This window comes from Bradyrhizobium sp. CCGUVB4N, from assembly GCF_024199945.1.
Classification (GTDB): domain Bacteria; phylum Pseudomonadota; class Alphaproteobacteria; order Rhizobiales; family Xanthobacteraceae; genus Bradyrhizobium.
Genome location: NZ_JANADP010000001.1, coordinates 5,105,259 through 5,129,463, shown reverse-complemented (window position 1 = coordinate 5,129,463; position 24,205 = coordinate 5,105,259). Strand labels below are relative to the sequence as shown.

Annotated in this window: 28 protein-coding genes; 10 read left to right on the top strand and 18 right to left on the bottom strand. The window is 63.6% G+C overall.

From position 1 onward, the window contains the following. Positions 1 to 131: 131 nt before the first annotated feature. Complete coding sequence (locus NLM31_RS23545; protein ID WP_254193825.1) at positions 132 to 1,259, bottom strand: patatin-like phospholipase family protein; 1,128 nt, start codon at positions 1,257 to 1,259, stop codon at positions 132 to 134. A 255-nt stretch (positions 1,260 to 1,514) separates the two neighbouring features. Between NLM31_RS23545 and tgt the strand changes: the two genes are divergently transcribed. Next, the gene (gene tgt / locus NLM31_RS23540; protein WP_254193824.1) at positions 1,515 to 2,651 is read left to right on the top strand and encodes a tRNA guanosine(34) transglycosylase Tgt; all 1,137 of its coding nucleotides are present in this window, start codon (positions 1,515 to 1,517) and stop codon (positions 2,649 to 2,651) included. Positions 2,652 to 2,661: 10 nt separating this feature from the next. On the opposite strand, the gene NLM31_RS23535 is transcribed toward tgt, so the two are convergent. From NLM31_RS23535 to NLM31_RS23520, 4 genes are all read right to left on the bottom strand, one after another. Further along, the gene (locus NLM31_RS23535; RefSeq protein WP_254131623.1) at positions 2,662 to 2,880 is read right to left on the bottom strand and encodes a hypothetical protein; all 219 of its coding nucleotides are present in this window, start codon (positions 2,878 to 2,880) and stop codon (positions 2,662 to 2,664) included. A gap of 217 nt (positions 2,881 to 3,097) precedes the next feature. Beyond that, a complete protein-coding gene (locus NLM31_RS23530; protein ID WP_254193823.1) occupies positions 3,098 to 4,606 on the bottom strand; it encodes a YncE family protein in 1,509 nt (502 codons plus the stop codon). 15 nt (positions 4,607 to 4,621) lie between these two features. Next, positions 4,622 to 5,035 (bottom strand): DUF305 domain-containing protein, encoded by a 414-nt coding sequence (locus NLM31_RS23525; protein ID WP_254193822.1) that lies wholly within the window; start codon positions 5,033 to 5,035, stop codon positions 4,622 to 4,624. A gap of 18 nt (positions 5,036 to 5,053) precedes the next feature. Beyond that, positions 5,054 to 5,611 (bottom strand): ester cyclase, encoded by a 558-nt coding sequence (locus NLM31_RS23520; protein ID WP_254193821.1) that lies wholly within the window; start codon positions 5,609 to 5,611, stop codon positions 5,054 to 5,056. Between the two features lie 230 nt (positions 5,612 to 5,841). Between NLM31_RS23520 and cysK the strand changes: the two genes are divergently transcribed. Beyond that, positions 5,842 to 6,813, top strand: coding sequence for a cysteine synthase A (gene cysK, locus NLM31_RS23515; RefSeq protein ID WP_254193820.1), 972 nt, complete (start codon positions 5,842 to 5,844; stop codon positions 6,811 to 6,813). Positions 6,814 to 6,816: 3 nt separating this feature from the next. Continuing rightward, a complete protein-coding gene (locus NLM31_RS23510) occupies positions 6,817 to 7,056 on the top strand; it encodes a BrnA antitoxin family protein (protein ID WP_254193819.1) in 240 nt (79 codons plus the stop codon). A gap of 33 nt (positions 7,057 to 7,089) precedes the next feature. On the opposite strand, the gene NLM31_RS23505 is transcribed toward NLM31_RS23510, so the two are convergent. The 5 genes from NLM31_RS23505 to solA form a co-directional block, all read right to left on the bottom strand. After that, positions 7,090 to 7,842 (bottom strand): amino acid ABC transporter ATP-binding protein, encoded by a 753-nt coding sequence (locus NLM31_RS23505; RefSeq protein ID WP_254131617.1) that lies wholly within the window; start codon positions 7,840 to 7,842, stop codon positions 7,090 to 7,092. Between the two features lie 10 nt (positions 7,843 to 7,852). Continuing rightward, positions 7,853 to 8,695, bottom strand: a complete 843-nt coding sequence (locus NLM31_RS23500; RefSeq protein ID WP_254193818.1) for an amino acid ABC transporter permease — start codon at positions 8,693 to 8,695, stop codon at positions 7,853 to 7,855. Beyond that, positions 8,692 to 9,435: an amino acid ABC transporter permease gene (locus NLM31_RS23495; RefSeq protein WP_254131615.1), complete on the bottom strand. Its 744-nt coding sequence runs from the start codon at positions 9,433 to 9,435 to the stop codon at positions 8,692 to 8,694. The genes NLM31_RS23500 and NLM31_RS23495 overlap by 4 nt, the downstream gene beginning before the upstream one ends. 99 nt (positions 9,436 to 9,534) lie before the next feature. Next, entirely contained in the window at positions 9,535 to 10,347 is an 813-nt protein-coding gene (locus NLM31_RS23490) for a transporter substrate-binding domain-containing protein (protein ID WP_254193817.1), read from the bottom strand. A gap of 76 nt (positions 10,348 to 10,423) precedes the next feature. Next, a complete protein-coding gene (gene solA, locus NLM31_RS23485) occupies positions 10,424 to 11,593 on the bottom strand; it encodes an N-methyl-L-tryptophan oxidase (protein WP_254193816.1) in 1,170 nt (389 codons plus the stop codon). A gap of 120 nt (positions 11,594 to 11,713) precedes the next feature. Between solA and NLM31_RS23480 the strand changes: the two genes are divergently transcribed. After that, positions 11,714 to 12,679 carry a LysR family transcriptional regulator gene (locus tag NLM31_RS23480; protein WP_309143700.1) on the top strand — a complete coding sequence of 322 codons (966 nt, stop codon included), beginning with the start codon at positions 11,714 to 11,716 and terminating at the stop codon, positions 12,677 to 12,679. Positions 12,680 to 12,754: 75 nt separating this feature from the next. Here NLM31_RS23480 and NLM31_RS23475 read toward each other — a convergent pair whose 3' ends face one another. Then, positions 12,755 to 14,185 carry a caspase family protein gene (locus NLM31_RS23475; RefSeq protein WP_254193815.1) on the bottom strand — a complete coding sequence of 477 codons (1,431 nt, stop codon included), beginning with the start codon at positions 14,183 to 14,185 and terminating at the stop codon, positions 12,755 to 12,757. Positions 14,186 to 14,399: 214 nt separating this feature from the next. Beyond that, the gene (locus NLM31_RS23470; protein WP_254193814.1) at positions 14,400 to 15,275 is read right to left on the bottom strand and encodes a DMT family transporter; all 876 of its coding nucleotides are present in this window, start codon (positions 15,273 to 15,275) and stop codon (positions 14,400 to 14,402) included. A 150-nt stretch (positions 15,276 to 15,425) separates the two neighbouring features. Between NLM31_RS23470 and NLM31_RS23465 the strand changes: the two genes are divergently transcribed. After that, positions 15,426 to 15,824: a RidA family protein gene (locus NLM31_RS23465; protein WP_254193813.1), complete on the top strand. Its 399-nt coding sequence runs from the start codon at positions 15,426 to 15,428 to the stop codon at positions 15,822 to 15,824. Positions 15,825 to 15,877: 53 nt separating this feature from the next. Here the strand turns inward: NLM31_RS23465 and NLM31_RS23460 are convergent, their stop codons facing one another. From NLM31_RS23460 to NLM31_RS23450, 3 genes are all read right to left on the bottom strand, one after another. Continuing rightward, entirely contained in the window at positions 15,878 to 16,423 is a 546-nt protein-coding gene (locus NLM31_RS23460; RefSeq protein ID WP_254131608.1) for a hypothetical protein, read from the bottom strand. Continuing rightward, positions 16,368 to 16,718: a hypothetical protein gene (locus tag NLM31_RS23455; protein WP_254131607.1), complete on the bottom strand. Its 351-nt coding sequence runs from the start codon at positions 16,716 to 16,718 to the stop codon at positions 16,368 to 16,370. The genes NLM31_RS23460 and NLM31_RS23455 overlap by 56 nt, the downstream gene beginning before the upstream one ends. Positions 16,719 to 16,901: 183 nt before the next feature. Further along, positions 16,902 to 17,489, bottom strand: coding sequence for a formyltransferase family protein (locus tag NLM31_RS23450; RefSeq protein ID WP_254131606.1), 588 nt, complete (start codon positions 17,487 to 17,489; stop codon positions 16,902 to 16,904). Between the two features lie 191 nt (positions 17,490 to 17,680). Between NLM31_RS23450 and NLM31_RS23445 the strand changes: the two genes are divergently transcribed. Together NLM31_RS23445 and NLM31_RS23440 are read left to right on the top strand one after the other, a co-directional pair. Next, positions 17,681 to 17,965, top strand: a complete 285-nt coding sequence (locus tag NLM31_RS23445) for a hypothetical protein (protein WP_254193812.1) — start codon at positions 17,681 to 17,683, stop codon at positions 17,963 to 17,965. Between the two features lie 339 nt (positions 17,966 to 18,304). Then, on the top strand, positions 18,305 to 18,541 hold the full coding sequence (locus NLM31_RS23440; protein ID WP_254131604.1) for a hypothetical protein: 237 nt from the start codon (positions 18,305 to 18,307) through the stop codon (positions 18,539 to 18,541). Positions 18,542 to 18,547: 6 nt separating this feature from the next. Here NLM31_RS23440 and NLM31_RS23435 read toward each other — a convergent pair whose 3' ends face one another. Beyond that, positions 18,548 to 18,850, bottom strand: a complete 303-nt coding sequence (locus tag NLM31_RS23435; protein ID WP_200493911.1) for a hypothetical protein — start codon at positions 18,848 to 18,850, stop codon at positions 18,548 to 18,550. 129 nt (positions 18,851 to 18,979) lie between these two features. Further along, positions 18,980 to 21,028, bottom strand: coding sequence for an acetoacetate--CoA ligase (locus NLM31_RS23430; protein ID WP_254193811.1), 2,049 nt, complete (start codon positions 21,026 to 21,028; stop codon positions 18,980 to 18,982). A 281-nt stretch (positions 21,029 to 21,309) separates the two neighbouring features. Here NLM31_RS23430 and NLM31_RS23425 point away from each other — a divergent pair, with 281 nt between their 5' ends. Beyond that, a complete protein-coding gene (locus NLM31_RS23425; protein WP_375167496.1) occupies positions 21,310 to 21,555 on the top strand; it encodes a hypothetical protein in 246 nt (81 codons plus the stop codon). Between the two features lie 61 nt (positions 21,556 to 21,616). Here NLM31_RS23425 and NLM31_RS23420 read toward each other — a convergent pair whose 3' ends face one another. Beyond that, positions 21,617 to 21,844 carry a hypothetical protein gene (locus tag NLM31_RS23420; protein ID WP_254131601.1) on the bottom strand — a complete coding sequence of 76 codons (228 nt, stop codon included), beginning with the start codon at positions 21,842 to 21,844 and terminating at the stop codon, positions 21,617 to 21,619. Positions 21,845 to 22,107: 263 nt separating this feature from the next. Here NLM31_RS23420 and NLM31_RS23415 point away from each other — a divergent pair, with 263 nt between their 5' ends. Further along, positions 22,108 to 22,830: an outer membrane protein gene (locus tag NLM31_RS23415; protein ID WP_254131600.1), complete on the top strand. Its 723-nt coding sequence runs from the start codon at positions 22,108 to 22,110 to the stop codon at positions 22,828 to 22,830. A 169-nt stretch (positions 22,831 to 22,999) separates the two neighbouring features. Then, positions 23,000 to 24,115, top strand: coding sequence for an AI-2E family transporter (locus tag NLM31_RS23410; RefSeq protein ID WP_254131599.1), 1,116 nt, complete (start codon positions 23,000 to 23,002; stop codon positions 24,113 to 24,115). Positions 24,116 to 24,205 lie beyond the last annotated feature (90 nt).

The window sequence follows — 24,205 nt, the reverse complement described above, 5'->3', positions numbered from 1 at the left end:
GCCCAATGATTCCTGCGCGATCGTGCCGATGGTCATTGCTCTATAACGCGCAGCAACCGGGGCGTCGAATCCGGCCGAATTGGCCGCGTCGTCAACGACCTCGCCACGAGCCCTGTTCCACGAGGCGGACGTCACGGCATCCGCGAGGTCCAGGCCTGGCCACCGGCCGCTTTCTCGTATCCGTATTGGTAGAGCGCCCGCATATAGCCGGTGTCGAAGCCTTCGGACGGCGGCGCCGGATAATCGCGCTCGATGTAGGAGAGATGGAAGCCGAGGTGGTTACGCTGGGCGAAATCATAGGTCGAGAAGATGATCGAGCGCGTCTGCGATTGCGTGATCGAGGACAGGCTGCGTGAGGCGACATCGATCGTGCTGTTGGCGACGAGCTCGAAATTGCGTTCGATCTTCTTGTTGACGAGGATGTAGATGTCCATCTTCGCGTTGCCCGGCAGGCGCCCCTGGAACAGCAGGGCCTCCGGCAAGGTCAGCACGGGCGCCGTTACGCCGCCATCGACATGCATCTCCTGAAACTTGCGGCCCTGGCCTTCGGCCTCGATCAGGATCGGCGGAAACACCAGCGGAATGCTGGCCGAGGCCGCCATCACGTCGCGAAACAGTTTCAGCGCCTCGGGCGTGCGGACCGCGGCGATCTTGCCCATGTCCCAGATCGCGGTGCGCTGGGTGTCGAGATCGGTGGTGACCACCAGCAGCCGTCGGCCCTTGGCGTTCTCGCGGGCGACCTGTGCCATGATCTCAGGCCCGACATAGCGCGCGACCAGCTCGCGCAGCCGCGTATTGCCGAACAGGCCGGAGCCGAACAGCACGCGCATGATGCTGGGATCGTTCAGCAGGCTCTCGGCGATGCCGCTGGTGTAGAGCTCCCGAAGCGTGTCGTCATATTGCGATCCGAGGAAGGCAAAGGGCGCGATCAGGCCGCCGGTGCTCACGCCCGAGACAACAGTGAAGGTCGGGCGGTTACGCGCTGCGGTCCAGCCGTTCAGCACGCCGACGCCGTAGGCGCCATCGGCACCGCCGCCGGAGAGCGCCAGATAGGTTCTGCTCCCGGCCGCCTTGTCCTGCTCGAAGCTGAACTTCGTGATGGGCTCGTCGGCATAGCGCCGCAGGCCGTCGATATCGAGCACGCGCGAGGCGCTCGCCTCGGCCGCCGTATAGGGCGTGCGGGGGAGCGAGGTGCAGGCGGTGAGCGCCAGGCTGCACATCAGGACCAGCGACGTGAGCAGGCGGGCGCCGGTTCGCATTGTCCAGCCATCGGGGAGGCTGGACGTATCGGTCGAGCAATTGGGGAGGGGCATCGGTCGGTGGCTGACGATCACGCATCTACGGCCGCCGGCAATTTGCCGCGGCGTCTCGTCCAGCCCCGCTATTAAACTATACTGTATCGTTTTATTTATCAAGCGTGACCGGCATCACGTCCGCTTCAGCAGTGTCCCAGTCTGGGGCATCGTGGTCCGGGCGGGTTGATTGGCCAGGCCCGACACGCAATAAGCGGCGCCATGAGTCCTCTACCCAATCATTTCGAATTGCTTGCCACCGATGGCTCGGCGCGCACCGGCCGCCTGACCACGCCCCATGGCGTGGTGCGGACCCCGGCCTTCATGCCGGTCGGCACGGCCGGTGCCATGAAGGGCATGCACTGGCGCGAGGTGCGCGATGCAGGCGCCGATATCGTGCTCGGCAACACCTATCATCTGATGTTGCGTCCCGGCGCGGAGCGCATCAACGGCCTCGGTGGCCTGCAGAGATTTACCGGCTGGAACGGGCCGATGCTGACGGATTCCGGCGGCTTCCAGGTGATGTCGCTGTCGGATCTGCGCAAGATCAGCGAGCACGCCGTCACGTTCCGCTCGCATATCGACGGCGCCAAGATCGAGCTGTCGCCGGAACGCTCGATCGAGGTGCAGCGCCTGCTCGGCTCCGACATCGCGATGCAGATGGACGAATGCGTGCGGCTGCCGGCGGAGCGCGACGACATCGACCGCGCGATGCGTCTGTCGCTGCGCTGGGCCGAGCGAAGCAAGCGGGCTTTCGAGAGTGCGCCCGACGGCTACATGCTGTTCGGCATCGTGCAGGGCGGCGACATTCCTCAGCTGCGCCATGCCAGCGCGCAAGGCCTCGTCGAGATCGGCTTTCATGGCTATGCGATCGGCGGCCTTGCCGTCGGCGAGCCGCAGGCGGTGATGCTGGCCATGATCGACGAGACCGCGCCGGCACTGCCGACCGACCGACCGCGTTATCTGATGGGCGTCGGCACGCCCGACGACATTCTGGAGGCGGTGAAGCGCGGCGTCGACATGTTCGATTGCGTGATGCCGACGCGAAATGGCCGCCACGGCGTCGCCTTCACGCGTTTCGGCCAGGTCAATCTGCGCAACGCGCGCCACGCCGACGATCCGCGCCCGCTTGATGAGGAGAGCTCATGGCCATCCGCGCGCAACTACGCGCGCGCTTACCTGCATCATCTCGTCAAGGCCGGCGAGACGCTGGGGGCGATGCTGCTGTCTGAAATCAATATCGCTTACTACCAGTTCCTGATGCAGGGCATCAGGGACGCGATCGCACACGGAACGTTCGATGAGTTTTATCAGCGTACGCGCGAGGACTGGGCGAGGGGCGACATCGCCCCGCGCTAGAGCGATTGGGCTAGTTGCACACCAGCCGCTGCTTGACGGCGTGCTTGGTGACGAAGCCGTAGCCGCAAGTGTCGCAGGTCCAGAGATAGCTGATCATGTGGTCTGAGACGTAGGCGGACGCTTCGGCGGCGACCATGGAGTCGGCACACACGGGACAGGTTGGCAACTCGCTACAACGCGGATCACGCCTCGGCGCGACGGTCGACAACACTTCAGCGATTGCTGACATCGTGGTGACCTCCCTGCTTAACCCCTGCTTTGAGACCTAAGTCTAACATAAGCAGAATCAGTTGACGAGGTCGCAACACGAATGCGTTGATTTTTCGTAATTGCTTCTGCTTCGATACCTTCTCTGGTTTGGCTCCGCCTCTATCGCAATGCAAACAACCGTGTGCATTGCGATAGGTTAGATGACATTCTGTTGACGGGATGTCATCTCACGCAGCTCAGGGCGCCTGGACCTGCACCGGTTTTCCAAATTCGGTCATGGAGCCCGGCGCGATCACAAGATAGCGACGCGCATCTTGAGTGTCGCTCTGTACAATCTGACGGATCGGACCCAGCGCGTTCACGATGGCCGATCCGGCCGGGTTGGTCATGAAGCCTGCCAGAGGTTCGAGCTTGCCGCTGCCGTCGGGATGCGTGGCGAGTGCCAGCACATAGGCGTGCTTCGGTTCGAGACCCGTCGCTGCCGCCTGCAACACCTGGGACAGGCCCTGGTCAAACAGGCTGACACTGGTCAGCGCCTTCGGATGCTCTGAGGCTTGACCGACCGCGGCCATGGCGAAATGCGCAACTTGTCCGGCAATGCCGAGCTGCTGCAGATTGGTGGCTTCGGGACTGGCGGCGTCGTCCATGACGCTCATGGCACCATTGCCGGACTCGCGCGCCGTCGGCACTGCACCGGGCACGTAGGCGACGGCCTGGGGCGCCTGGCCGATCGGGATATTGGCAATGACGCTGTTCGAGAGCGTGTCGATCGCGGCGAGCTGGTCGTCATTCTCCAATCCGACATAGACCCGTGAACCATCACCCGATGGCCAGATGCCGTGAGGCAGCTTGCCGACCGGAATGGTTGCGACCTTGGTGAAGTCGTCGGTGCGGTAGACCTGGATCTCGTTCAGGCCGCCAACGGTGATGTAGGCGAACTGCCCATTCGCGTTACGGACGATGTTGACGTGGTTGGTGATCGGGCCGGTGTCCAGCGTCTTGAGCAGGTTGAAGGGAGGCCGGGCGTCGAAGACTTGCGCCTTGCCGGTATCCTTCAGCGTGAACCAGACTTGTGCTCCATCAGGCGTCGCTGCGAGATCGGGACAGAACGGGCTCGCCTGCGCGACCTTGCCGACGATGGCATGATCGGCAACGGAGATGACGGCGATCTCCGGATTGAACGACGAGCAGACATAGCCGTATTTGCCGTCGGGCGAGAAGATCTGCATCCCCGGTCCATTTGCCACCACGATCCGCGTCTTCTCTTCAAAGCTGACGGGATCGAGCACGGCCACGTAGTTCTCGCCGCGTACGGTCACCCAGACTTCCTTGCCGTCGGGCGTGAAGAAGGCTTCATGCGGAGAGCGGCCGACATAGGTCGTGTGCTTGACCATGTTGGTCGCAGTGTCGATGAACGTGACCGAGTTGGAGCCGATCGAGACCACCGCCAGCGTGCGATGGTCGGGTGAAAATCCCATGCCATGCACCAGCAGCTGTCCCCGGTAGAGCGGACTGAAGTTTTGCGGCGACGGCGCGCCCAGCCGGATGACGCCGAGCAGCTTGTTGTCGGCGGGATCGGTCACCGAGACGGTGTTGGAGAATTGCTCGGCCGCATAGACCCGGTCATGATGGCTGACCGGAATGTCGGCCGCGGCGGAGGGCCCCGGCGCCTGTCCGCTCCAGCCCGACGTCGCAGAGAGACTCGACAGGCAAAGCGACGTTGCGAGCGCGAAAATTCGCTTCATGACATGGTCTCCCTCTTATTTCCGCACCAAGGCCGCCGTGGCCGTAGTCGGCGGCGACGGCTGATCAAGCGCCAGGCGCATGACGGCGATCTCTTGCTGCTGATCGACAATGATTTCCTGGGCGATGCGCCGCAGGGATTCGTTTCGGCCGTAGCGCAATTCGGCCTGCGCCATCGCAATCGCACCGCGATGGTGCGGAATCATCATGGCTGAGAAGTCACGATCGACATCACCGGATGGAGCAATATCCATGTCGCTCATCATCCGATGCATCGCGGCCTGATTTTCAACCATGAATGGCGCCTCGTCGCCGCACAGCTCGGACATCAGCATTTGCGATGCCATATGCGCGGGTTGGCTGCCGAACCTGGCGCCGCCTGCGTATGCGACGACGGCGAGCGGCAGGGCAACTGCCAGGGTTTTCCACATGCGACGCTCCTCAGATATTCATTTCGCAACGAGGCCGAGCTGCTGCAGCAAGGTGAGATTGTCTTCGAGATGCCAGTTCTCGGCGATACGGCCGTTGGCGATGCGGTAGATGTCGGTCGCGATGAAGTCGATCGCTTCGCCGTTGCCCTGGGCTTCCCTAAAGCGCCCCGTGAAGTGCCCACGGAAGTGCAAATGAGTGACCACGCGATCTCCGGCCACGATCATCTGCTCGATCTCGCAGGTGAGATCGGGAATGGCCGTGCGGACGAACTTCGAAGCGGCAAGGGGACCTGCAACCCCCTGGGCCCGTCCGGGCGGCAAGGTGCGGTCCATGAAATCGGGCGCGAGCGCGTCGGTCGCGAATTGCTCTTCGCCGGTATTCCAGAACGAGTCATAGCGCCGGGCTGCGAGGATTTGCGCTTCGCGCCGCGCCTCGGGCAGACTCGCATCGATGACGAGCTGCCTCGGTTGCACAAGCTCGGCTGCACGGGCAGGGAGGACGACGGAGGCGGCGATAGCAAAAGCGATCGCCAGCGGGCGCATCCAGGATGCAGTCATTTCAAGATGGGCATTCATTGCAATTGTCTCGAAGCCAGTGGTCAGCACACGGCGCGCATACTGCCTCCGAGGTCCTTGAGTGACACCTGAAAATGTCTGCAACCGATTGAGTATCCGTGCGAATGTGAAATCTGGCCCGCCGATGGAAGTCGGTCGCGCGGGTTGCTATTGTGATTGCACGGACGTTGACGATCATGCGATCCAGACGCACGGGAAACGCCACGAATCGTCGTAACAGGGAGTTGATCATGGACGCATCGTCCAAGACGGGACACCAACCCGGCCGCGGCCGGATCTATGACTCGATCGTCGAGGCCTTCGGCGATACGCCGATCGTGCGTCTGCGCCGGCTGCCGGGCATGCACGGCGTCAATGCGACCATTCTGGCCAAGCTCGAATATTTCAATCCGGCGGCGAGTGTGAAGGACCGCATCGGCGCGGCCATGATCATCGCCATGGAAAAGGCCGGCATCATCAAGCCCGACACGGTGCTGATCGAGCCGACCTCCGGCAATACCGGCATCGCGCTCGCCTTCGTCGCCGCCTCGCGCGGCTACAGGCTGAAGCTGGTGATGCCGGAGTCCATGTCGATCGAGCGACGCAAGATGTTGGCCTTCCTTGGTGCCGAGCTGGTGCTGACGCCGGCCGCGCAAGGCATGAAGGGCGCGATCGCGGCGGCCGAAGAACTTCTGAAGACGACGCCGAACTCGGTGATGCCGCAGCAGTTCAAGAACCTCGCCAATCCCGAGGTGCACCGTCGCACCACGGCGGAGGAGATCTGGAACGACACTGCCGGCAATATCGACTTCTTCGTCGCCGGCGTCGGCACCGGTGGCACCATCACAGGTGTCGGTCAGGTCCTGAAGCCGCGCAAGCCGTCCTTGCGCGTGGTCGCAGTCGAGCCCGAGGAGAGCCCGGTGCTGTCGGGCGGCCAGCACACGCCGCACAAGATCCAGGGCATCGGCGCAGGCTTCGTGCCTGATATTCTCGACCGCTCCGTCATCGATGAAATCGTCAAAATCAACTCGACCGCCGCGATCGAGACCTCGCGGGCGTTGGCGCGGCATGAGGGGATCCCGGGCGGCATCTCGTCCGGTGCAGCGATTGCGGCTGCGCTCGAGATCGGCAAGCGGCCAGAAGCCGCGGGAAAAACCATCCTGGCTATAGTGCCGTCCTTCTCGGAGCGGTATCTTTCGACGGCTTTGTTTGAGGGAATCTGAGAGATGGCGGATCAACCGAGACGGCCGCGCACGTTGGGCGATGCGCGGTCGGAGGCCGAGGCGGCGTTCAAGAAGGTGACGGCCAAGGTCGCCGCGCCGCCGCCGAAGCAGAACGTGGCACCGGGGATCAAGGAGCAGGTCACGCTGCGGATCGACCAGGACGTGCTGGAGTTCTTCCAGGAGGGCGGGCCCGGCTGGCAGGACCGCATCAACGAAGCGCTCCGCAAGGCCGCGGGAAAGTAGGCATCCGGCCGCGGACGGGAGCGGGCGGCGAGATCAGAGCACCTGTGACAGGAACCGCTGCGTGCGCTCATCCTTGGCCGCCGTGAACAAGATGTCCGGCGGCCCGTGCTCGACGATCACGCCGCGGTCGGTGAAGTAGACGTGGTCGGCGACTTCGCGCGCGAAGTTCATTTCGTGGGTGACGAGGATGCAGGTCATCCCGTCCTCGGCCAGTTCCCGGATGGTGACCAGAACCTCCTTGACCGTTTCCGGGTCGAGCGCGGCGGTCACTTCGTCGAACAGCATGATGTCCGGCCGCATCGCCAGTGAGCGGGCAATCGCCACGCGCTGCTGCTGACCACCTGAGAGTTCACCGGGATAGCTGTCCTCCTTGCCTGCGAGCCGCACCTTGGCGAGCAGCGCCCGGGCGCGCGCTTCGACCTCGTCGCGCTTCTGGCGGAGAACATGGATCGGCGCCATCATCACGTTCTGAAGCGCCGTCTTGTGCGGGAAGAGATTATACTGCTGAAAGACCATCCCGACCTTGCGGCGAAGCGCCAGCTTGTCGAGCCGGGGATCAGTGACCTCGATGCCTTCGATTTGAATGCTGCCCGAGGTGATCGGCTGAAGCGCATTGATACAGCGGATCAGCGTGGACTTGCCCGATCCCGAAGGCCCGATGATGCAGATCACCTCGCCCTTTTTGACCGAGAGGCTGATGCCCTTCAGGACCTCGAGCGCGCCGAATGATTTTCTGACGTCAACGCATTGAACGATGGGCTGATCCGGAGTCCAGCTCGTGGCCATGCTCTTCTCCTCAGCGCACGCGGAACCGACGCTCGAGACGAGCCGTCCAGAGGTTGATCGGATAACAATAGAGAAAGAAGCACAGCAGCGCGAAACCGTAGAGCGGCGCGAACAGTTCCGGCCTGCCGCCCTCGGCTGCGTGCACCTGCGCCGTCAGCGTCAGCATTTCCGAGACACCCACGATCGATGCGAGGACCGTCGACATCGCGACGAGCGCATAGACATTCATCCAGGGCGGTAGCATTCGCTTGATGCATTGCGGCAGCATGATCAGCCACATCGTCTGGCGCCGTGTGAACGAAAGCGATTCCGCGGCCTCCCATTGCGTCGACGGAATGGAGCGGACGGCGCCGCGCACGACCTCGGCGACATTGGCCATGACGGGCAGGGCGAAGCCGACCGTCGCCTTGATCCAGTCCGGCAAGGGGATGGTCGTCTTGAACAGGGTGACCTGGAACGGCACCAGAAACATCACGAAGAATAGCAGCACAAGCCAGGGCGCGTTGCGGAAGAACTGGGTGAGGAGCCAGCTCACGGCGGCGAGAGGGCGGAACTCCGACAACAGGCCCAGACCCAAGCCAAGCCCGGCGATGGTCCCCAGCAACATGGCCAGCAGCGAGATCAGGATGTTGAAGGCGAATCCTCGCAAGAGCAGGGGGGACCATTTCAGGATGACCTGGAGCGGCGACAGCATGGTCGGTCCGCTCTGCGCCCATGCGGTGGATGCGGCCATGATGGCGCAGAAACAGAGGATCGCTGCCGACAGCGGGCTGATCCGAAACGAAAATCGCGTCGGCGTGAGGCGATACGGCAGAAGGATAGCAAGCCGGTGCCCGGGCTCGTCGCTCGTCATCGTGCATATCCGGGAATGCGCATCGCCCGCTCCCAGCGATGCATCAACCAGACGAGAATGCCGACAAGAATGCCGTAGGTCGCCAGCAGGACGACCATCATCTCGAAGACGTTCTGCGATTCCGACCAGATCTGCTTGACCGCGTACAGCGTTTCGGGAACCGCGATCGCGTAGGCCAGCGTGGTCGTCTTGAGCAAATTGACGAGGTTGTTGTTCAGCGCGGGGAGGCAGACGCGAACGGCCAGCGGAAGGACGATGTGAATGTAGGCCTTGAAGCGCGTGTAACCGAGCGCCTCCGCGGCTTCCAATGTCGTCCGCGGCACGGCCTCAATACCGGAACGAAAGATTTCGATATTGAAGGCGGCCGCAAACAGCGACAGCGAAATGATCGCCCACTGGACGTTGCTCAGCAGCGGGACGCGCATGCCCGCCGTTTCGACGGCCGGAAGCATGGTGCCGAGGCCGAAATAGAAGAAGAAAATCTGGACCAGCGGCGGCGTGTTGCGGAACACCACGACGAAAGCATTGACGCCCAGCCGCACCAATCTGGACGGACTGCCCTGCGCCAAGGCGCCGAGACCGCCGATGATGAGGCTCAGAAGGATGGTCGTGACGCTGAGAAGCAGCGTCATCTTGAGCCCGGCGAAATAGCGGTCCCAATCGTAGGCGTCGTAGAAGACTGAGAAATTCAGCCCCGTTGTCTCATAGAGGTGCTGAAACCAGTTGCCGATTGCTTGCATGTTGCGCGACACCGAGCTGTTGAGGCGATGCCTCGTATCAGTGCATGGGCTCGACGTGGAGCAGAGCGCCAGACGAATCCGGCGCTGCGCTTCACCGGTCTATTTGTCCTTGAACTGCTCGTGCATGGAGAGCGAATACTCGGTCGGCGTAATGCCCCACTTCTTTTCTGCTGCCACGATGAAGCCGGTCTTCATCCAGTCCTTTGTTGTGTCTTCGAGCATCTTCTGAAGACTGGCGTTGTCGAGCGCGACGGCGATCATCCATGGCGATGGCAGAACGCCCTTGAGCGGGAGGTCGTAGTCCGTCTTCCACTCGTCCTCCAGCAGTTTGCCTTGCAGGAAGGTCTGATCGTAGACATAGCCGATGCAGTTGCCCTGCTTCATGGCGAACAGGGGCTTCTCCGAGCCGTCGAACGCAACGATTTCGGGGCCGTAGGATTTGGCGATATCCTTGTTGTACCAGGCGCCCGACGTCGCACAGACGGGTTTCCCCTTGAGGTCGGCCCAGTCCTTGATGCCGGCCTTCTTGTTGAGAAGGATATTCACGTAGTCCGAGTAATACAGCGGCTCGATGGCTTGAACGACGCGACGGCGTTCCGGCCTGTCCGACATGGTCGCGATCAGCAGATCGATCTTTCCCTGCTGAAGAAATTCGATTCTGTTCGACGCCGCGACGGGAACGAGCTCGAGTTTGACGCCGAGGCGCTTGGCAATGTCGGCGGCAAGATCCGGCTCGATGCCGACGACATTCCCTGCGGGATCGCGGTATCCGAACGGCTTGTAGTCTGCCTTGACGCCGACGTTCAACGTGCCGCGCTGCTTGATGGCATCGACGCCGTCAGCGGCCTGCGCGCTGCCAAGCATCAGCACCGCCGTCGCGCCTGTCACCATGGAACGGACCAAATTTCTCATCGGATGACACCTCCAGGATTGCAATCACAACACGCGTCGCACTTGCTGTTTCGCGTTACAAAGTTCGTGCCACACGTCACGAAAATCGGGACACGGAGAACGGAGCAATATCGATCTTGCTTCGACCATCGGTCACCATCCCGGCCACGAGGTTGCCAATGCCCGCCGAGTGCTTGAAGCCGTGCCCCGAGCATGCGGAGACGACGTGAACCCTGTCGTGCTCCGGATGCCGGTCGATGATGAAGCCTCGATCGGGTGTCACCGTGTAGAGGCAGGCGGCCGCGTGCGCGACACGGGGCGTGGCGCCCGCGAGCCGCCCTTTGACGTGCTGGCTGTACATCCTGGCCGACTCGGTGGGATCGACAGTGCGGTCGATGGTATCGGCTGTCGTGCTGGTCTCGTACTGCTCGGTCGCGACCTTGAGGCGACGATCGCCGGGCAGGGGCGGGAAACCGTAGAGATAGTCAACATCCGTCGCGCCGTGCATCCATATGAACACGGGGGCGTTGGCGCGATAGGCGCTCATGTCGTCGAGTTCGAACCAATGGAGTAGCTGACGCTTCACCGTGAGCAGACGGTCGAACGGTGCGCCGAGCAGGTGAGCATTCCAGGCGCCTGCCGAGACCACCACCTGGTCCGCCTCGAACGTGCCTGAGGACGTCTCCACCTGAACAATGGAGCCCTTCTGCGCGATTGAGAGAACTTCGACCCCGTTGCGTATCGTAGCGCCGAGCTGCTCCGCGCGCGTCAGCTGCGCCTTGATGCAGCGCTCCGGAAAAACGTAGCCCCCGCCGGGCTCGTAATAGGCCTTCTCGTTGCCCTCGAGGTTCAGGAATTGCGGGAAGCGATGCGCCACTTCGCGCCCGTCGATCACCTCATGCGCGATGCCGAAGTCCCGCGCGGCTGCGATCGAGCGTGCGACGAAATCGGGTTTGCCGTGGTGCGACGTCTCGCCGACACCGGGCGCCATGACGATGAGGCCGCACGGGTTCAAAAGCTCGGTGGACGTCTCGGCTTCGAGCTCACGCCAGATCCGGTGGGTATCGAGCACCAGGGGCACGTAATCGCGGCCTTCGCCGACCGCCTGCCGGGTGATGCGGGTTTCGCCGTGGCTGGATCCCATCGTGTGGGGAGGGGCGAAGCGATCGAGACCGATCGCCTTTACCCCTCGCTTGGCCAGTTGATAGAGCGCCGCGCTGCCCATGGCACCGAGGCCGATCACCAGAATATCCGCTTTCTCGTTCATCGATCGGGGACTGCTTAATTGTTAGGACGATCCGAACTCTGCTTTCGAAGGCGGCTCTCCTACAAGGATAATTCATGTAATGAAGTCAATTTGCATGTTAATATGACTTCTGCTTAAGCTATGGATATGACGCCACCCATTCCAGACTTGCGAAGCTTGCAGATTGTCGCTGCCGTCGCGGAGTCCGGCAGCATGCTTCAGGCGTCCCGTCAGTTCGGGATGACGCAATCAGCGGTCTCTCAGGCAGTGCGGCGGGCCGAGGCCTCGATCGGCGTCGCGTTCTTCAACCGCAGCCGGAGGCCGCTGACACTGACGCGGGCGGGCCGCATCCTTGCTGGCCGTGTTCGCGATCTGAATCGTGACTTTGACGACTTGGTCCGTGCACTGCGGGACGCAGCGAAACTGCCTGAACGTGTCGATCTGAGGCTCGGCGTCATCGACTCCTATGCAGCCACGGTCGGCGCACACCTCGTCAAGGAGCTCATGACGGGCGAGGTCGCACTGAGTCTGTCCGTTTGGTCGGGCCTTGCTCACGCGCATGCCGAGGCGCTGGTCCACCGAACGATCGACGCGGCGATCACATGCGATGCGATGGATGACCTGTATGATATCGAGCGCTTCCCATTCTATCGCGAGCCAAATCTGCTCGTGGTGCCGCGCGGATCGGAAGCCGAATTTGCCGATCTTGATTTGCGGGAGATCCTGACCCGGCATCGCCTGGTCCGGTACAGCGAACGCTCCTGGGCAGGCGCTCAGGTCGAGCGCCATCTGAGCCGTTTGGGTATTCGTCCGCCGCGGGCCTTCGAGTTTGACACGTCGGACAGCCTGGTCGCCATGGTGGCCACCGGGATGGGCGTGGCGATCACCACGCCGCTGTGTCTGTTGCAGGGGCTCGCTCACGCTGGTCAAGTCAGCGCTCTCCCTCTGCCGGGTCCCGGATTTTTTCGTGAGCTGCTTCTGGTGACGCGCCGCGGAGATCTCTCGTCACTGGCGCCGCGCATCGCAGAGATGGCGCGCACGAGCATTACGACGCAGGCGATGCCGCGCATCCGGACGCTGGTGCCGTGGTTTACCCAAGACTACTAGCAAGACTATGAGCAATAAAAGCAACAAAAAAGCCCGGCGGTGAACCGGGCTTTTTGTTTGCGATTCGGTGTCGCCTCAGCGGCGGAACATGCCGCCCATCATGCCGCCGACCACGCCGCCCACGAAGGCCGCGCCGGCGTCGCCGCCTCCGCCACCGCTGTGGCGGGGCGCGGGGGCGCTCTGGGCCTGGGAGGGGGCACGTCGGGCCGGCTTCGCGCTGTCATCGCTCGCGGTCGGCGTCGAGGCGACGATCTCGGAGAGCAGGGCCTTGTGCTGCAGCTTGTTGAGGAAGCCTGTCGACGGATAGCCGCGGGCGGCCTGCCAGCGCTTGAGCACCGTGCGGGTCTCGTCGGTGAACGCACCGGTCACCTTGGTGTCGAAGCCGAGCCCGTTGAGGCGGCGCTGCACGTCGCGGCGCTGACCCTTGTCGAGGCCGATCTGGTCCTCGGTGAGCTGGCTGGCGTCTTCGGTGAAGGTTGCGGGATCGACACCGGCATTGAGGTTGCGGGTCGTGGTCGACGGACCGTTCTGGATCGCGGCAAGCCGCGCCAGGGCCAGCGCCTTGAACTGGCCATTCGGATAGGCCGAGAGGTAGGCGTTGAGCTCTTCCGGCTTGTTGGTTTCCTTCACCGAGCGCCAGTATTCGAGCTCGACACCGTCGGAGCTGCTGCTGGCCGCAGCCGCCGGCATGCTGCTCGAGGCGGTCGGAGCCGCGTTGGCGACCTGCTGGGTCTGCTGCGCTGGGTTGAGATAGACGGCGCCGATCAAATTGGTGTGGCCCCAGGGGAGCTGGCCCTTGTGGGTCTCTTCATTGACCTGGGCGCGCACCGAGGTCATCGCCTGCTGGATCTCGACGCCGGGCTTGGTGATGTTGTCGATCAGCGCGCGGGTGAAGGGGCTGTTGTTGCCCTCCTGGCCGTCGAGCGCAGTCTGGCCCGGGCCGGTGGCGAACGCGATCAAGGTGCCTTCGCCCGACTTCATCTCGGCAAGGCCGCTTTGAACGTTAACGCTGCGGGTCGCCGAGTTGGACTTGATCTTGGCGGCGAAGGGATTGTCGCGACAGGCGTCGAGGAAGACCAGCTTGACCTTGGCGTCGCCCATGGTCTGGTCGAGCGTCAGGTCGATGTTGATGGCGGCCCCCAACTTGACGTCCATCTCCGACTTGATGTCGGCATCGACGGGCAGAAGGTAGTTGCTGCCGCCGACGGCGATGCCGTGACCGGCATAATAGAACACCGCGACATCGGAGCCCTGTGCCTTGCGGCCGAAGTCGAGCAGCTTCTCCGTCATCTGGTCACGGGAGAGGTTGGATCCTTCGATCACCTCGAAACCGACATTTCGCAATGTCGCCGCCATCGCCTTGGCGTCGATCGGCGGGTTCGGCAATTGTGCGACGTTCTTGTAGGCGCCGTTGCCGACGACGAAGGCGACGCGGCGGTCGGCCCTGGCGGCGCTGACCGACAGCGCCATGCACATCAGCGAAACGATGATGGTGAGAGTGCGCATCTGAAATCCCCAACAGAATCGAATGACAGGCAGCAACAAATTGGCGTCGAACCTACACGAAAGCGCCCAGCCTCGCGCTAGCAAAACGACGGTTCGCCCAACTCACCCAACCCGTTGCCCTGTGACCGAGTGTGTACGATGGAAGTGTGCCCCTCCAACGTGATCCAAATCACGCTCGACCACTTGGATTAGTCGCCTCAGGCCGTGGGCCGGTTCACTGGGCGCGGGCAGGAACCGGTGCAGCCGGCTTTAAATTCAGGAGGTTGCCGAACAGGATCAGGGCCGCGCCCAGCACGGTCCAGGCGTCGAGCCGCTCTGAATAGAGCAGCCAGCCAGCGGTCGCGGTGAGGGGGACCCGCAGGAAGTCCATGGGAACCACGATGGTGGCGTCCGCGTAGCGCAGCGCGCTGGCGAGACAGTAGTGCGAGAAAGTGCCGCAGACCCCGATGACGAACAGCCAGCCCCACAGCGTGGCCGACGGCCAGGTCCAGACGTAGAGCGTCGGCACGAAGCCCACGACCATCTGCACGATGATCATCCAGAACAGGATCGACAAGGCGCTCTCGGTCCGGGTCAGCGATTTCGCCAGGATCATGGAGATGCTGAACCCGATCGCGGCGCCGAGTGCGATCAACTGGCCCGGATTGATCTCGCCGGTGGCCGGTCGCACGATCATGACGACGCCGACGACGCCGAGCGCGACGGCCGCGATCTTCCAGACGGTCATGCGCTCGGCCAGGAATGTTGCAGCGAGCAGCGCGGTCCAGATCGGCATTGTGAATTCGATCGCGACAACCTGGCCGATCCCGATCAGCATCAGCGCGTAGAACCAGCCGAGCTGCGCAAAATAATGCACGCCGTTGCGGGCGAGGTGCTGCGCCAGGCGTTTGGTCGCGACGGCCTTGAAGCCGCCGGTCCGGTAGATGATCGGCAGGAGTAGCGTGAATCCGATCAGTGACCGCACCTCCATGATCTGGAAGACGTTCAAGTCACGCGTGGTTTCGCGACCGGCCACCGCCATAACCAGCATCAGGGAGAGCCAGCCGGCCATCCATAGTGCGGCCATCGTTTTTGACGGTGTTGTGCTCATCGGTGTGGGGACAGGAGATTGATCCTGAGGGGAGGGCCGGTATCGGCGACATCACCGCAGTTTGCAACGGCCAAATCTGCCGGTGCAGCGATGCACGGCGACGTGCTAAGCCAAGCTCAGAGCAACAAGAAAATCGGGAGATCTCCGCTCATGCGCATCCTGCAGCCGGCCGAATGGAAGAAACCGCGCGGCTTCTCACATGGCGTGGTGGCGGAGGGGCCCGGCCAATGGGTCGTGCTGGCCGGGCAGACCGGCGGCGACGAGACCGGCAACTACGAGCCCGACATGGCCGCCCAGGTCGCGACCGCGCTGAAGCGGATCATCAAGCTTCTCGCGGAGGCCGGCGCCGGCCCCGAGCACATTGTCCGCCTGACCTGGTATCTGACCAGCCGCAGCGAATATGAGGCCGCAGGCGCCGGCATCGGTGCGGCCTGGAAGGAGACGCTCGGGCGCAATTTCCCACCCTCGACGCTGCTCTATATCGGTGGTCTCGTCGACGATCGTGCCAAGGTCGAGATCGAGGTCACGGCATTCGTGCCGGGCGCATAAAAAAATCGATCCGGCGCCGGGCACCGGATCGATTGTCGTGTCACCGCTCGATCTTATTTCGAGAGCGAAATCTCGGCGCCGCGGAACTGGCTGTCCGCGCGCATCCTGACGTTCTGCTTGTTCCCGGACGTGCGCAGCGAGATGTTGGCATTGAAGCCGGCGGTCGAGGCGACGAGCTCGTAGTTTCCGCCGGCACCCTTGCCCTCGATCGAGCCGCTGATATTGCGGCTGGTCTCACTCCAGTTGCCGACGACGGCGCCGCCCTCGGCCTTCACGTTGGCGCCGAGGTTGAACTTGTAGGCGTCGCTGGCGCAGGTCAGCGACATCTCCATGGTCGGGCCGACCGGGGCGTATCTGGCGCGGCAGCGGATCCGCTCGGTCGAGCCGTCGTCCAGGGTGACGGTACCGGCACCGCTCCAGCTTCCCGCCAACTGCGCGAACGGGCCGGCCTGAGCCTTGCTCTCCGAGCTGGCAACAGCTGTCACAAACAAAACGGCGGCCGCCATGAGCAGCCGCCGGTTTAGGAGGTTAGTCCCGAATAGCTTATTGGCGCGATGCTTCCCATCGCCCGCTGCACGGTATGCCTGCAGATGCTCCATTCCACTTCCCCGATCCGGCGTTGCCGCTGAGTTGACCGTTGGCATATGCACCATTGATCGAAACTTTCACAAGTCCCCCACTGCCGATGGTGCCGGAAACGTTAGCGCCGGGCGCGGTGATCTTGCCGTCGGCAACCGTCAGCATGGAGCTTGCGGTCGGCTCGCAGGAACCGGTCTTGGTCACGATGGTGACCTGCCAATTGCCATCAAACGGGGTCTGGGCGACCGCCGGGGCGGCGAGAGTGGCGGTAATGACTGAAGCGGCACAGAACGCCGCGATGCGACCAAAACGCATGAATTCCGTCCTCGAATTTGTCTGATATGCTGACGCTTATTCGGGCGAAATGTGACGGAAATTTGGTGCGATGCAAAGCCGAAAATTGTTCCTGTGGAAACAATGGTTTATTTGCGTTTCTGGCTCCAATTTTCGAAGCAGAATCAAGGCGCCTTCACGTTAATCGTTAACGCGGGGAGCGACTCACGAAAGACTCGGTGCCGACGTCGCGAATTGTTCGTCCTGAGCTTTCGACGGCAAGGCCTTGTGAACCTTGGCGTAATCGATCACGTCAGCCAGCAGCTTGAGGCCGAGCGGGGCCAGCGCACGCTCCCAGAGTTCGCGCGCGGTCTCGCCCTTCTTGACGAAGCACCAGTCCTGGGCGGCGATGGCGCCTGCGTCCATACGGTCGGCGAGGTGATAGATCGTGCCGCCGGCGATCGGATCGCCTTCCTTGATGGTCCATTCCACCGCCGCCTTGCCGCGATGACGCGGCAGCAGCGAGGGGTGATAGCCGATCCCGCCGAACTTGCTGGCCGCCAGCGCGTCCTTGCCGATCCGGGCGTGGCTGTGGGCGGTGATGATCAGATCGGTGTCGGGGGCGATCTCGGAGGCCACCACCAGCTTGGGATTGGCCTGCACCACCACGTCGATGCCGGCGGCCTTGGCGGTCGCGGCGAGGCGGTCATCCGCGTCGGCCACCACAACCCGCACGACCCCAACGCCGTGCTCGCGAAGCATGTTCAGGGTGGTCACGCCGAAATGGCGGGAGCCGACGAGGGTAATGCGCATGGGTGTCTGATCCGTCTCGCAGATGCGTCATCCCCCGATAACACGTCCGGCCGTCCTGTCACCACCTGCGCGGCGTTTGCGCCGGTTATCAACAATGCGCAGAGCGCGCAGGGGGCGGTGAATTCCGCGATTGCGCAGTCGCCCGCTCAGGTGCTTCCATGAGCGTATTGCGACCAGCCCGGAGCGAGCACATGCGGTGCGCGTGGTTTGTCCTACTCGCCGTCCTGATTGCGGCCGGTCCGGCCCGCGCCGGCGGACCTTACCCGGTAGTTCCGCCCGAGAACGGGGTGGCGCCCTTCATCGGCCCGACCTGGGATGCCTATCGCTGCGCCGAAGGCACGATCTACAATTTCTACCACGGCGCCTATTACGGCGAGGAGCCGCCGGCACTGTATCGCGGCTATGCCTACCGGCCGCATTACCGCTACAGCGCCTATCGCAAATCACCGCGCAGATATTTCTGCGTCACGGACTAGGCGTTGCCGCACGGCCACGGTCGGCGGCAAATGATCATTGCGCCGGTTCCTGTGTTTGGTTTCGAGCAGAACGAATCCGCCGCGTGCCGTTAGAACATGCGCTAACCGGGGCTGGCCAAATTTCATTCCGGATCCGTTTTCGAACCCGGCTGTGGCCGCTGGCGTAACCGCCAGCGGCTTTTTCATTGCTGCCATCACGAAATCATCAAACGGTAACGCGTTCTCAACCTGCCTGTCGTATCGACGAATCCGTCGCGGATTTGTATTGCGTACCGCGACACCAAAAATGTCCCGCCGGCGTGGGTGCGCCGCGCGGGCATTTTTGCCGGGGCCGATATCATGCCAAACGCAATCGAACAGATCGTGGACGCCTATGTGCGGCTGAAGAACCGCCGTGGCCTCGACGAACTGATGATGCACAGGCAGCGGCTGGCGGTCGATCTCAAGAGCAGGTCAGGCAAGTACGATTTCAGCCTGCCGATCGGGAAGATCGACGAGGAAATCGCGATCATCGAGGCTGGACTGGCGAGGCTCGCGGCGGCTGCGCCGGAGCTTGGTGCGACGCGGTTCCGCTAACAATGCTCAGTCGCGCCGGCCGCCATCGATCACGGTGAACAGCGGCCGCGCCGGGGTTGGCTCCACCAGCAATTCCTCCACCAGCGCCGTTGCCGCATCGACATATTTGCGCGTCGGCTTGTCGAGTTCGCGCTTCGCCTCGTCATCGAGCGCGACCTTGGCGGCCTCGACCAGCTTGCGCATCCGCGCCGCGTGATCGTCGCCCGCCGTCAGCGTCGCCCGCGCCAGCGAGCGCAGCACGAACAGCTCCCCTTCGAGGCGGAGCAGGCGGTCGTTGAGCCTGGAGAGGACGGCGTTGAGGTCGGCCATGGCTGCTGTTCGTTGGAGGGGATACTGACCCGTCTAGCGGTGATCGGTGAACGGAGTGCAAACGCCGAAGGTGCAATTGGGCCGATCTGCCGCGTCCCGGATCCCTCCAATTTCGGCGGCGGCTGCGCCTTACGCCGCAGTTCGCGCCAGATAGTCGCGGGCGAAGGCGAGATACCAGTCGAGGCAGGCGGGGTTGGCCATCGCCTCCTTGTTGATGACCTTCTCCACGGGCTGGCCCAGCAGCAGCTTCTTGATCGGCAACTCCTGCTTCTTGCCCGACAACGTGCGCGGGATCTCGGCGACCGCAAAGATTTCGTTCGGCAGGAAGCGGCGTGACAGGCCGGCCTCGATCGCCTTGTTGATCTTCGCCTGCATCGCGCCATCGAAGGCCACGCCGTCGCGCAGCACCACAAACAGCGGCATGTAGCTGTCGCGGCCGAGATATTCGAGATCGACAACGAGGCTATCGAGCACCTCAGGCAGCGCCTCGATCGCGGAATAGAGCTCGCTCGTGCCCATGCGCAGGCCGTGCCGGTTGATGGTGGCATCGCTGCGGCCATAGATCACGCATGAGCCGTCCGGATTGACCTTGAGCCAGTCGCCGTGGCGCCACACCGGCCCGCGGCCGCTGCCGTCGAAATTGTCCGGATAGGTCTCGAAATAGCTCGCGAGATAGCGTGCGTTGCCCTTGTCGTTCCAGAAGTAGAGCGGCATCGACGGCATCGGCTCGGTACAGACGAGCTCGCCGACCTCGTCGATCACGGCACGGCCCTGTTCACTGAAGGCTTCGACGGCTGCTCCCAGCAGGCGGCACTGCATCGCGCCCGGTGTCTGCGGCAGTTCGCGATTGCCCCCGATGAAGGCGCCGGCAAAGTCGGTGCCGCCGGAGATGTTCGCCCACCAGATATCGGCCTGCGCCTTGTTGCCGTTCTTTTTCGACAGCGCCGCGAAGCGCTCGTTGAACCAGGCTTGCGTATCGGCGCTGAGCGGTGAGCCTGTCGAGCCGAGGCAGCGCAGCCGCGAGAGATCTCCGGCCGTTGCCAGATCGATCTCCGCCTTGGCGCAATTGGCAAAGAACGCAGCGCCAGCGCCGAAGAAGGTCACTTTCGATTGCGCCACGAAGCGCCACGACGTGGTCCAGTCCGGCTTGTCCTTGGTGCCGCCGGGGCTGCCGTCGAAGATGCAGCAGGTCGTGCCGCTCAAGAGGCCGCCGACCTGCGAATTCCACATGATCCAGCCGGTCGAAGAATACCAGTGATAGCGCTCGCCAAAGGAGTTTGGGTGATAGGAGCAGCCGATGTCGTTGTGCAACCCGAGCAGCGCCAGCACCACGATGACGATGCCGCCATGGCCGTGCACGATCGGCTTGGGCAGGCCGGTGGTGCCGCTGGAGTAGACGATCCAGAGCGGATGATCGAACGGCAGCCACATCGGCTCGAACGCGTCGATCGCGGCGCCCCTCCGGGCGGTGATATCGGAGAGCAGGGCGTCCGGTGCGGCGGGCGCTGTGGCGTCGCTGTGCAGGATGACATGCGCGACGCTCGGCAGCGATCGCCGCAGCTCGGTGACGACGTCCTTGCGGTCATGCCTGCGCCCGGCATAGGTGACGGCATCGCAGGCGATCAGCACCTTTGGCTCGATCTGCTTGAAGCGGTCGATCACGGCGGGCGCGGCCATGTCGGGCGCGCAGACACTCCAGACCGCGCCGATGCTGGCGCTGGCGAGAAACGCGATGATGGTCTCGGCGATGTTGGGCAGATAGGCCGCGACGCGGTCGCCGGGCTTGATCCCCTTGTCCTTGAGGTGCAGCGCGAGCGCGGCCGCCTTGCGCTTGAGCTCCGGCCAGCTGGTCTCGTGAAGCTTGCCGTCCTCGCCGCCGCTGACGATCGCGGGCAGGCCCGCGGCATGCGCCGCCTCAACGTGCCGGAACACCTGTCGCGCATAGTTCACCTGTGCGCCTGGAAACCAGACCGCGCCGGGCATCTTGCGCTCGGTGATGACGGCTGCAAACGGCGTCGGCGATTGCAGATCGTAATAATCCCAGATGCTGCGCCAGAATCCATCGAGGTCGCGCACCGACCATTGCCGCATCTCCTCGTAATTCGCGAAGGTGAGGCCACGCTGCGCGGCGAGCCAGTTGCGATAGAGGGCGATCTGCGGGACGAAAGGGGCGGTCATTTTGCATCGGCTTCAATTGCGGGGAAGGGCGAACTTAACCGGTGTCGCGCTCCAGCAAAAGCCGCGCATCCCCGCCGAATGGCAGGCATGACGGCCGCGATCTCGCGTCATGCGTCAGGAGGCTTTGAGCCCGCTCCGACCTCGCGGCACCGTTTGATCCAGGTCAACGCTGCCGGTCCTCCGGCGCTCAAATTGCGTTCGGCCGCGCTGAGGCGGCACCCATCACCATGTCACGCGTGCAAAGAGGGAGGAACACGATGCGCCGGAGCGAACGTCTCTCGATGAAGTCACTATCAGTTGCAGCGACTGCGGCCGGCATTCTCTTTGGATTTGCCGGTGTCACTCTCACGGCAACGCCCGCAAATGCCGTCGTCTATTGCCAGTACGTCGATTATCCCCCGTCGTGTGTCGCACGCGCCGGTGTGGTGCTGCGGCCGCGTCCAGTTGCGCGTGCTGCGGTTCGGGCCGGCACCGTGAGCGGGACCAATCTGAATGGCGGCGTCAATCGCGTCGGCGTACGTCGCTAAGCGAATGGCGTGCGGGTCACGAAACCCGACGACGGAGGGACCGGGTTCGTGACCTGCTATGCTACCACCCGACGCCGGCCCAGCGGCGGCCGAATACGGGCGGCTTGGTCTTCACGGCCGACCAGCCGAAGAAATGATGCTTGCCCGACCAGGTGTGCACCACGCCGCTACAGATGCTGCACTTGAAGTGGCCCGAATGCGGCTCGGCGTGCTCTTCCCTCGTCGCAGTGTAGTTCATGCTGCAACCGGGGCAGGTGAATTCTTCGATCGTCCAGATGCTGTTGGCCATTGCACCGCAATTGTTTTTGGGACCTCGTCGCAAAGCGTAGGGGCGGGCCTTTGCATCGGCGTAAACCGGGCGGCTGAAATCCGGTTAATCGTCGTTAGCCAAACCGGGCGCCGGTCGCGGATATTGCTGAATTTTCCCGACAATTGCAGCGCCCGTCAGTCCAAATCGCGCCGCCGGTCGGTCCAAGCGCCTCCTTGATCGGACAGCTAGATTTCATCCCATCGCCCTGGTTGGGCAGGGCAAAAATCATTGGGGGTGAGATCGTGGGCAAGAAACTTATTTTGACGGTTGCGTTGTTGTCGCTGGCAACGCCCGTCTTTGCGGCTGACATCATCGAGCCGGCGCCAGTCAAGGCGCCGATCGCGCCGGCTCCGATCTTCACCTGGACCGGGTTCTATATCGGCGCCCACGGCGGTGGCGCCTGGAGCAAGTGGACCGGTATTGATCCGACCGATCCGACGGCGACCTGGAGCTCTGTGACGGCCAGTGGTGGCGTGGTCGGCGGCCAGATCGGCGGCAATTACCAGATCAGCAATTTCGTGGTTGGTCTCGAGGGCACCGGCGCCTGGTCCAGCGTCACGCTCAATGCCGGCGGTCCCTTCGGCGGCGGCGCCGGCTTCAACCTGTCGCTGAAAAACGACTATATCGCCACGGTTGCCGGCCGCTTCGGCGTCGCCTTCGACCGCGTCCTGCTCTACGCCAAGGGCGGCGCGGCTTTCACCCGCGACAAATACAGCGCCAACAATGGCCTGGCCGGCGCGCTCGCCGGCTCGGCCAACGGTAGCTTCAACCGGACCGGCTGGCTCGCCGGGGGGGGCGTCGAATGGATGTTCATGCCGAACTGGTCGGTGCGGGCCGAGTACAACTATCTCGGCTTCGGCTCCATCACCGAGCAACCGGTGACGACGGGCAATCTGGTGGCCTCGCCCGCCAACGTGAAGCTGAACATCCAGACCGGCACGGTGGGCGTCAACTATCACTTCTAAGGGCGCAGGTCCGGGCGGCTTCGTCACAGTGGTTTCATCTTGACGCACGACCCGGCCCGTCCCCGACGGGCCGGGCGCGCGGCCGGTCGTCTTGACGCCCGGCTCTTGGCTGGCAATAACCCTAGCCCGCGCAAGTGCCGGAACCCGCGTTGATGCCGCAAGGAAAGCCGTGCCTGTGAAAAGTCTGCGTCAGCTCCTGACGGGCGAGGACGTCATCCAGCTCGTGATCCGCCTCGGCCTGCTCGCGCTGCTGATCCTGTGGACGCTCTACATCATCCGGCCGTTCGTGCCGATCCTGGCCTGGAGCGGCGTGCTCGCGGTGGCGTTCTATCCGGCCTTCAGCTGGGTCGCCAAGGTCCTCGGGGGCCGGCCCAGGACCGCGGCTGCGATCCTCACCCTGATCACGCTCGGCATCGTGCTCGGCCCGGCCACATGGCTCGGCGTGAGTGCCGTGGACGGGGGCAGGGAGCTGGCGCACCAGCTCGGTACCGGCGACCTCGCGCTTCAGGCGGCGCCGGAATCGATCAAGTCGTGGCCGGTGATCGGCCCGACGCTGTTCGAGCTGTGGGACCAGGCCTATAACAACATCCGCGCCGTGCTGCGCGAGGTCGCGCCTTATCTGCAGCCGCTGGCGGGACCGCTGCTGTCGCTCGCAGGCGATGCCAGCCTCGGCACGCTGCAGTTCCTGGTCTCGGTGTTCGTCGCCGGCTTCCTGTTTCCGCACGGGCCGCGATTGGTTGCGGCCGGACGCGGTTTCCTGTCGCGCATCGTGCCGGAGCAGGGCGAGCATTTTCTCGAGCTGGGCGGCGCCACCATCCGCGCGGTGGCGCAAGGCGTGATCGGCGTCGCCATCGTGCAGGCATTGCTTGCCGGCATCGGCTTCAAGCTCGCCGCCGTGCCGAGCGCCGGCCTGCTTGCCTTCATCGTGCTGCTGCTATCGATCGTGCAGATCGGCGCCTTCCTCGTGCTGCTGCCGGTGATCATCTGGATCTGGACCGCCAAGGACGTCACCACGGCGCTGGTGTTCACCGTGTTCTTCGTCCTGGTCGGCTTCCTCGACACCATGCTGAAGCCGCTCGTGATGGGACGCGGTCTCAACACGCCGACCATCGTGATCTTCGTCGGCGTGATCGGCGGCACGCTCGCCCACGGCATCGTCGGCCTGTTCATCGGGCCGATCATCCTGTCGGTGGCATGGGAAATGGCGGCGGCGTGGATCCGGACCGAGGACCGGACCGCGGCTGCGAAACCGAACGCGATCGCGCCGGCCGACGAGGTCCGTTAGCTGGCCGGCAGCCCCGGGAGGGCCCGGACTTGCCGCGCCTCGCTTGCGTGTGGACAACGATGGGAGCCGACGGTATCCGGGGCGGTCGGC

Excerpts from the sequence above, each read along its gene's own strand:
- solA (WP_254193816.1), bottom strand. The coding sequence starts at position 11,593 with ATGAACGAGAAAGCGGATATTCTGGTGATCGGCCTCGGTGCCATGGGC.
- NLM31_RS23475 (WP_254193815.1), bottom strand. The coding sequence starts at position 14,185 with ATGCGCACTCTCACCATCATCGTTTCGCTGATGTGCATGGCGCTGTCG.
- NLM31_RS23510 (WP_254193819.1), top strand. The coding sequence starts at position 6,817 with ATGGCGGATCAACCGAGACGGCCGCGCACGTTGGGCGATGCGCGGTCG.
- NLM31_RS23505 (WP_254131617.1), bottom strand. The coding sequence starts at position 7,842 with ATGGCCACGAGCTGGACTCCGGATCAGCCCATCGTTCAATGCGTTGAC.
- NLM31_RS23450 (WP_254131606.1), bottom strand. The coding sequence starts at position 17,489 with ATGCGCATTACCCTCGTCGGCTCCCGCCATTTCGGCGTGACCACCCTG.
- cysK (WP_254193820.1), top strand. The coding sequence starts at position 5,842 with ATGGACGCATCGTCCAAGACGGGACACCAACCCGGCCGCGGCCGGATC.
- NLM31_RS23500 (WP_254193818.1), bottom strand. The coding sequence starts at position 8,695 with ATGACGAGCGACGAGCCCGGGCACCGGCTTGCTATCCTTCTGCCGTAT.
- NLM31_RS23420 (WP_254131601.1), bottom strand. The coding sequence starts at position 21,844 with ATGGCCAACAGCATCTGGACGATCGAAGAATTCACCTGCCCCGGTTGC.
- NLM31_RS23495 (WP_254131615.1), bottom strand. The coding sequence starts at position 9,435 with ATGCAAGCAATCGGCAACTGGTTTCAGCACCTCTATGAGACAACGGGG.
- NLM31_RS23520 (WP_254193821.1), bottom strand. The coding sequence starts at position 5,611 with ATGAATGCCCATCTTGAAATGACTGCATCCTGGATGCGCCCGCTGGCG.
- NLM31_RS23430 (WP_254193811.1), bottom strand. The coding sequence starts at position 21,028 with ATGACCGCCCCTTTCGTCCCGCAGATCGCCCTCTATCGCAACTGGCTC.
- NLM31_RS23535 (WP_254131623.1), bottom strand. The coding sequence starts at position 2,880 with ATGTCAGCAATCGCTGAAGTGTTGTCGACCGTCGCGCCGAGGCGTGAT.
- NLM31_RS23490 (WP_254193817.1), bottom strand. The coding sequence starts at position 10,347 with ATGAGAAATTTGGTCCGTTCCATGGTGACAGGCGCGACGGCGGTGCTG.
- NLM31_RS23470 (WP_254193814.1), bottom strand. The coding sequence starts at position 15,275 with ATGAGCACAACACCGTCAAAAACGATGGCCGCACTATGGATGGCCGGC.
- NLM31_RS23440 (WP_254131604.1), top strand. The coding sequence starts at position 18,305 with ATGCCAAACGCAATCGAACAGATCGTGGACGCCTATGTGCGGCTGAAG.
- NLM31_RS23455 (WP_254131607.1), bottom strand. The coding sequence starts at position 16,718 with ATGCGTTTTGGTCGCATCGCGGCGTTCTGTGCCGCTTCAGTCATTACC.
- tgt (WP_254193824.1), top strand. The coding sequence starts at position 1,515 with ATGAGTCCTCTACCCAATCATTTCGAATTGCTTGCCACCGATGGCTCG.
- NLM31_RS23525 (WP_254193822.1), bottom strand. The coding sequence starts at position 5,035 with ATGTGGAAAACCCTGGCAGTTGCCCTGCCGCTCGCCGTCGTCGCATAC.
- NLM31_RS23530 (WP_254193823.1), bottom strand. The coding sequence starts at position 4,606 with ATGAAGCGAATTTTCGCGCTCGCAACGTCGCTTTGCCTGTCGAGTCTC.
- NLM31_RS23465 (WP_254193813.1), top strand. The coding sequence starts at position 15,426 with ATGCGCATCCTGCAGCCGGCCGAATGGAAGAAACCGCGCGGCTTCTCA.
- NLM31_RS23460 (WP_254131608.1), bottom strand. The coding sequence starts at position 16,423 with ATGGAGCATCTGCAGGCATACCGTGCAGCGGGCGATGGGAAGCATCGC.
- NLM31_RS23445 (WP_254193812.1), top strand. The coding sequence starts at position 17,681 with ATGCGGTGCGCGTGGTTTGTCCTACTCGCCGTCCTGATTGCGGCCGGT.
- NLM31_RS23435 (WP_200493911.1), bottom strand. The coding sequence starts at position 18,850 with ATGGCCGACCTCAACGCCGTCCTCTCCAGGCTCAACGACCGCCTGCTC.
- NLM31_RS23425 (WP_375167496.1), top strand. The coding sequence starts at position 21,310 with ATGAAGTCACTATCAGTTGCAGCGACTGCGGCCGGCATTCTCTTTGGA.
- NLM31_RS23480 (WP_309143700.1), top strand. The coding sequence starts at position 11,714 with ATGGATATGACGCCACCCATTCCAGACTTGCGAAGCTTGCAGATTGTC.
- NLM31_RS23545 (WP_254193825.1), bottom strand. The coding sequence starts at position 1,259 with ATGCGAACCGGCGCCCGCCTGCTCACGTCGCTGGTCCTGATGTGCAGC.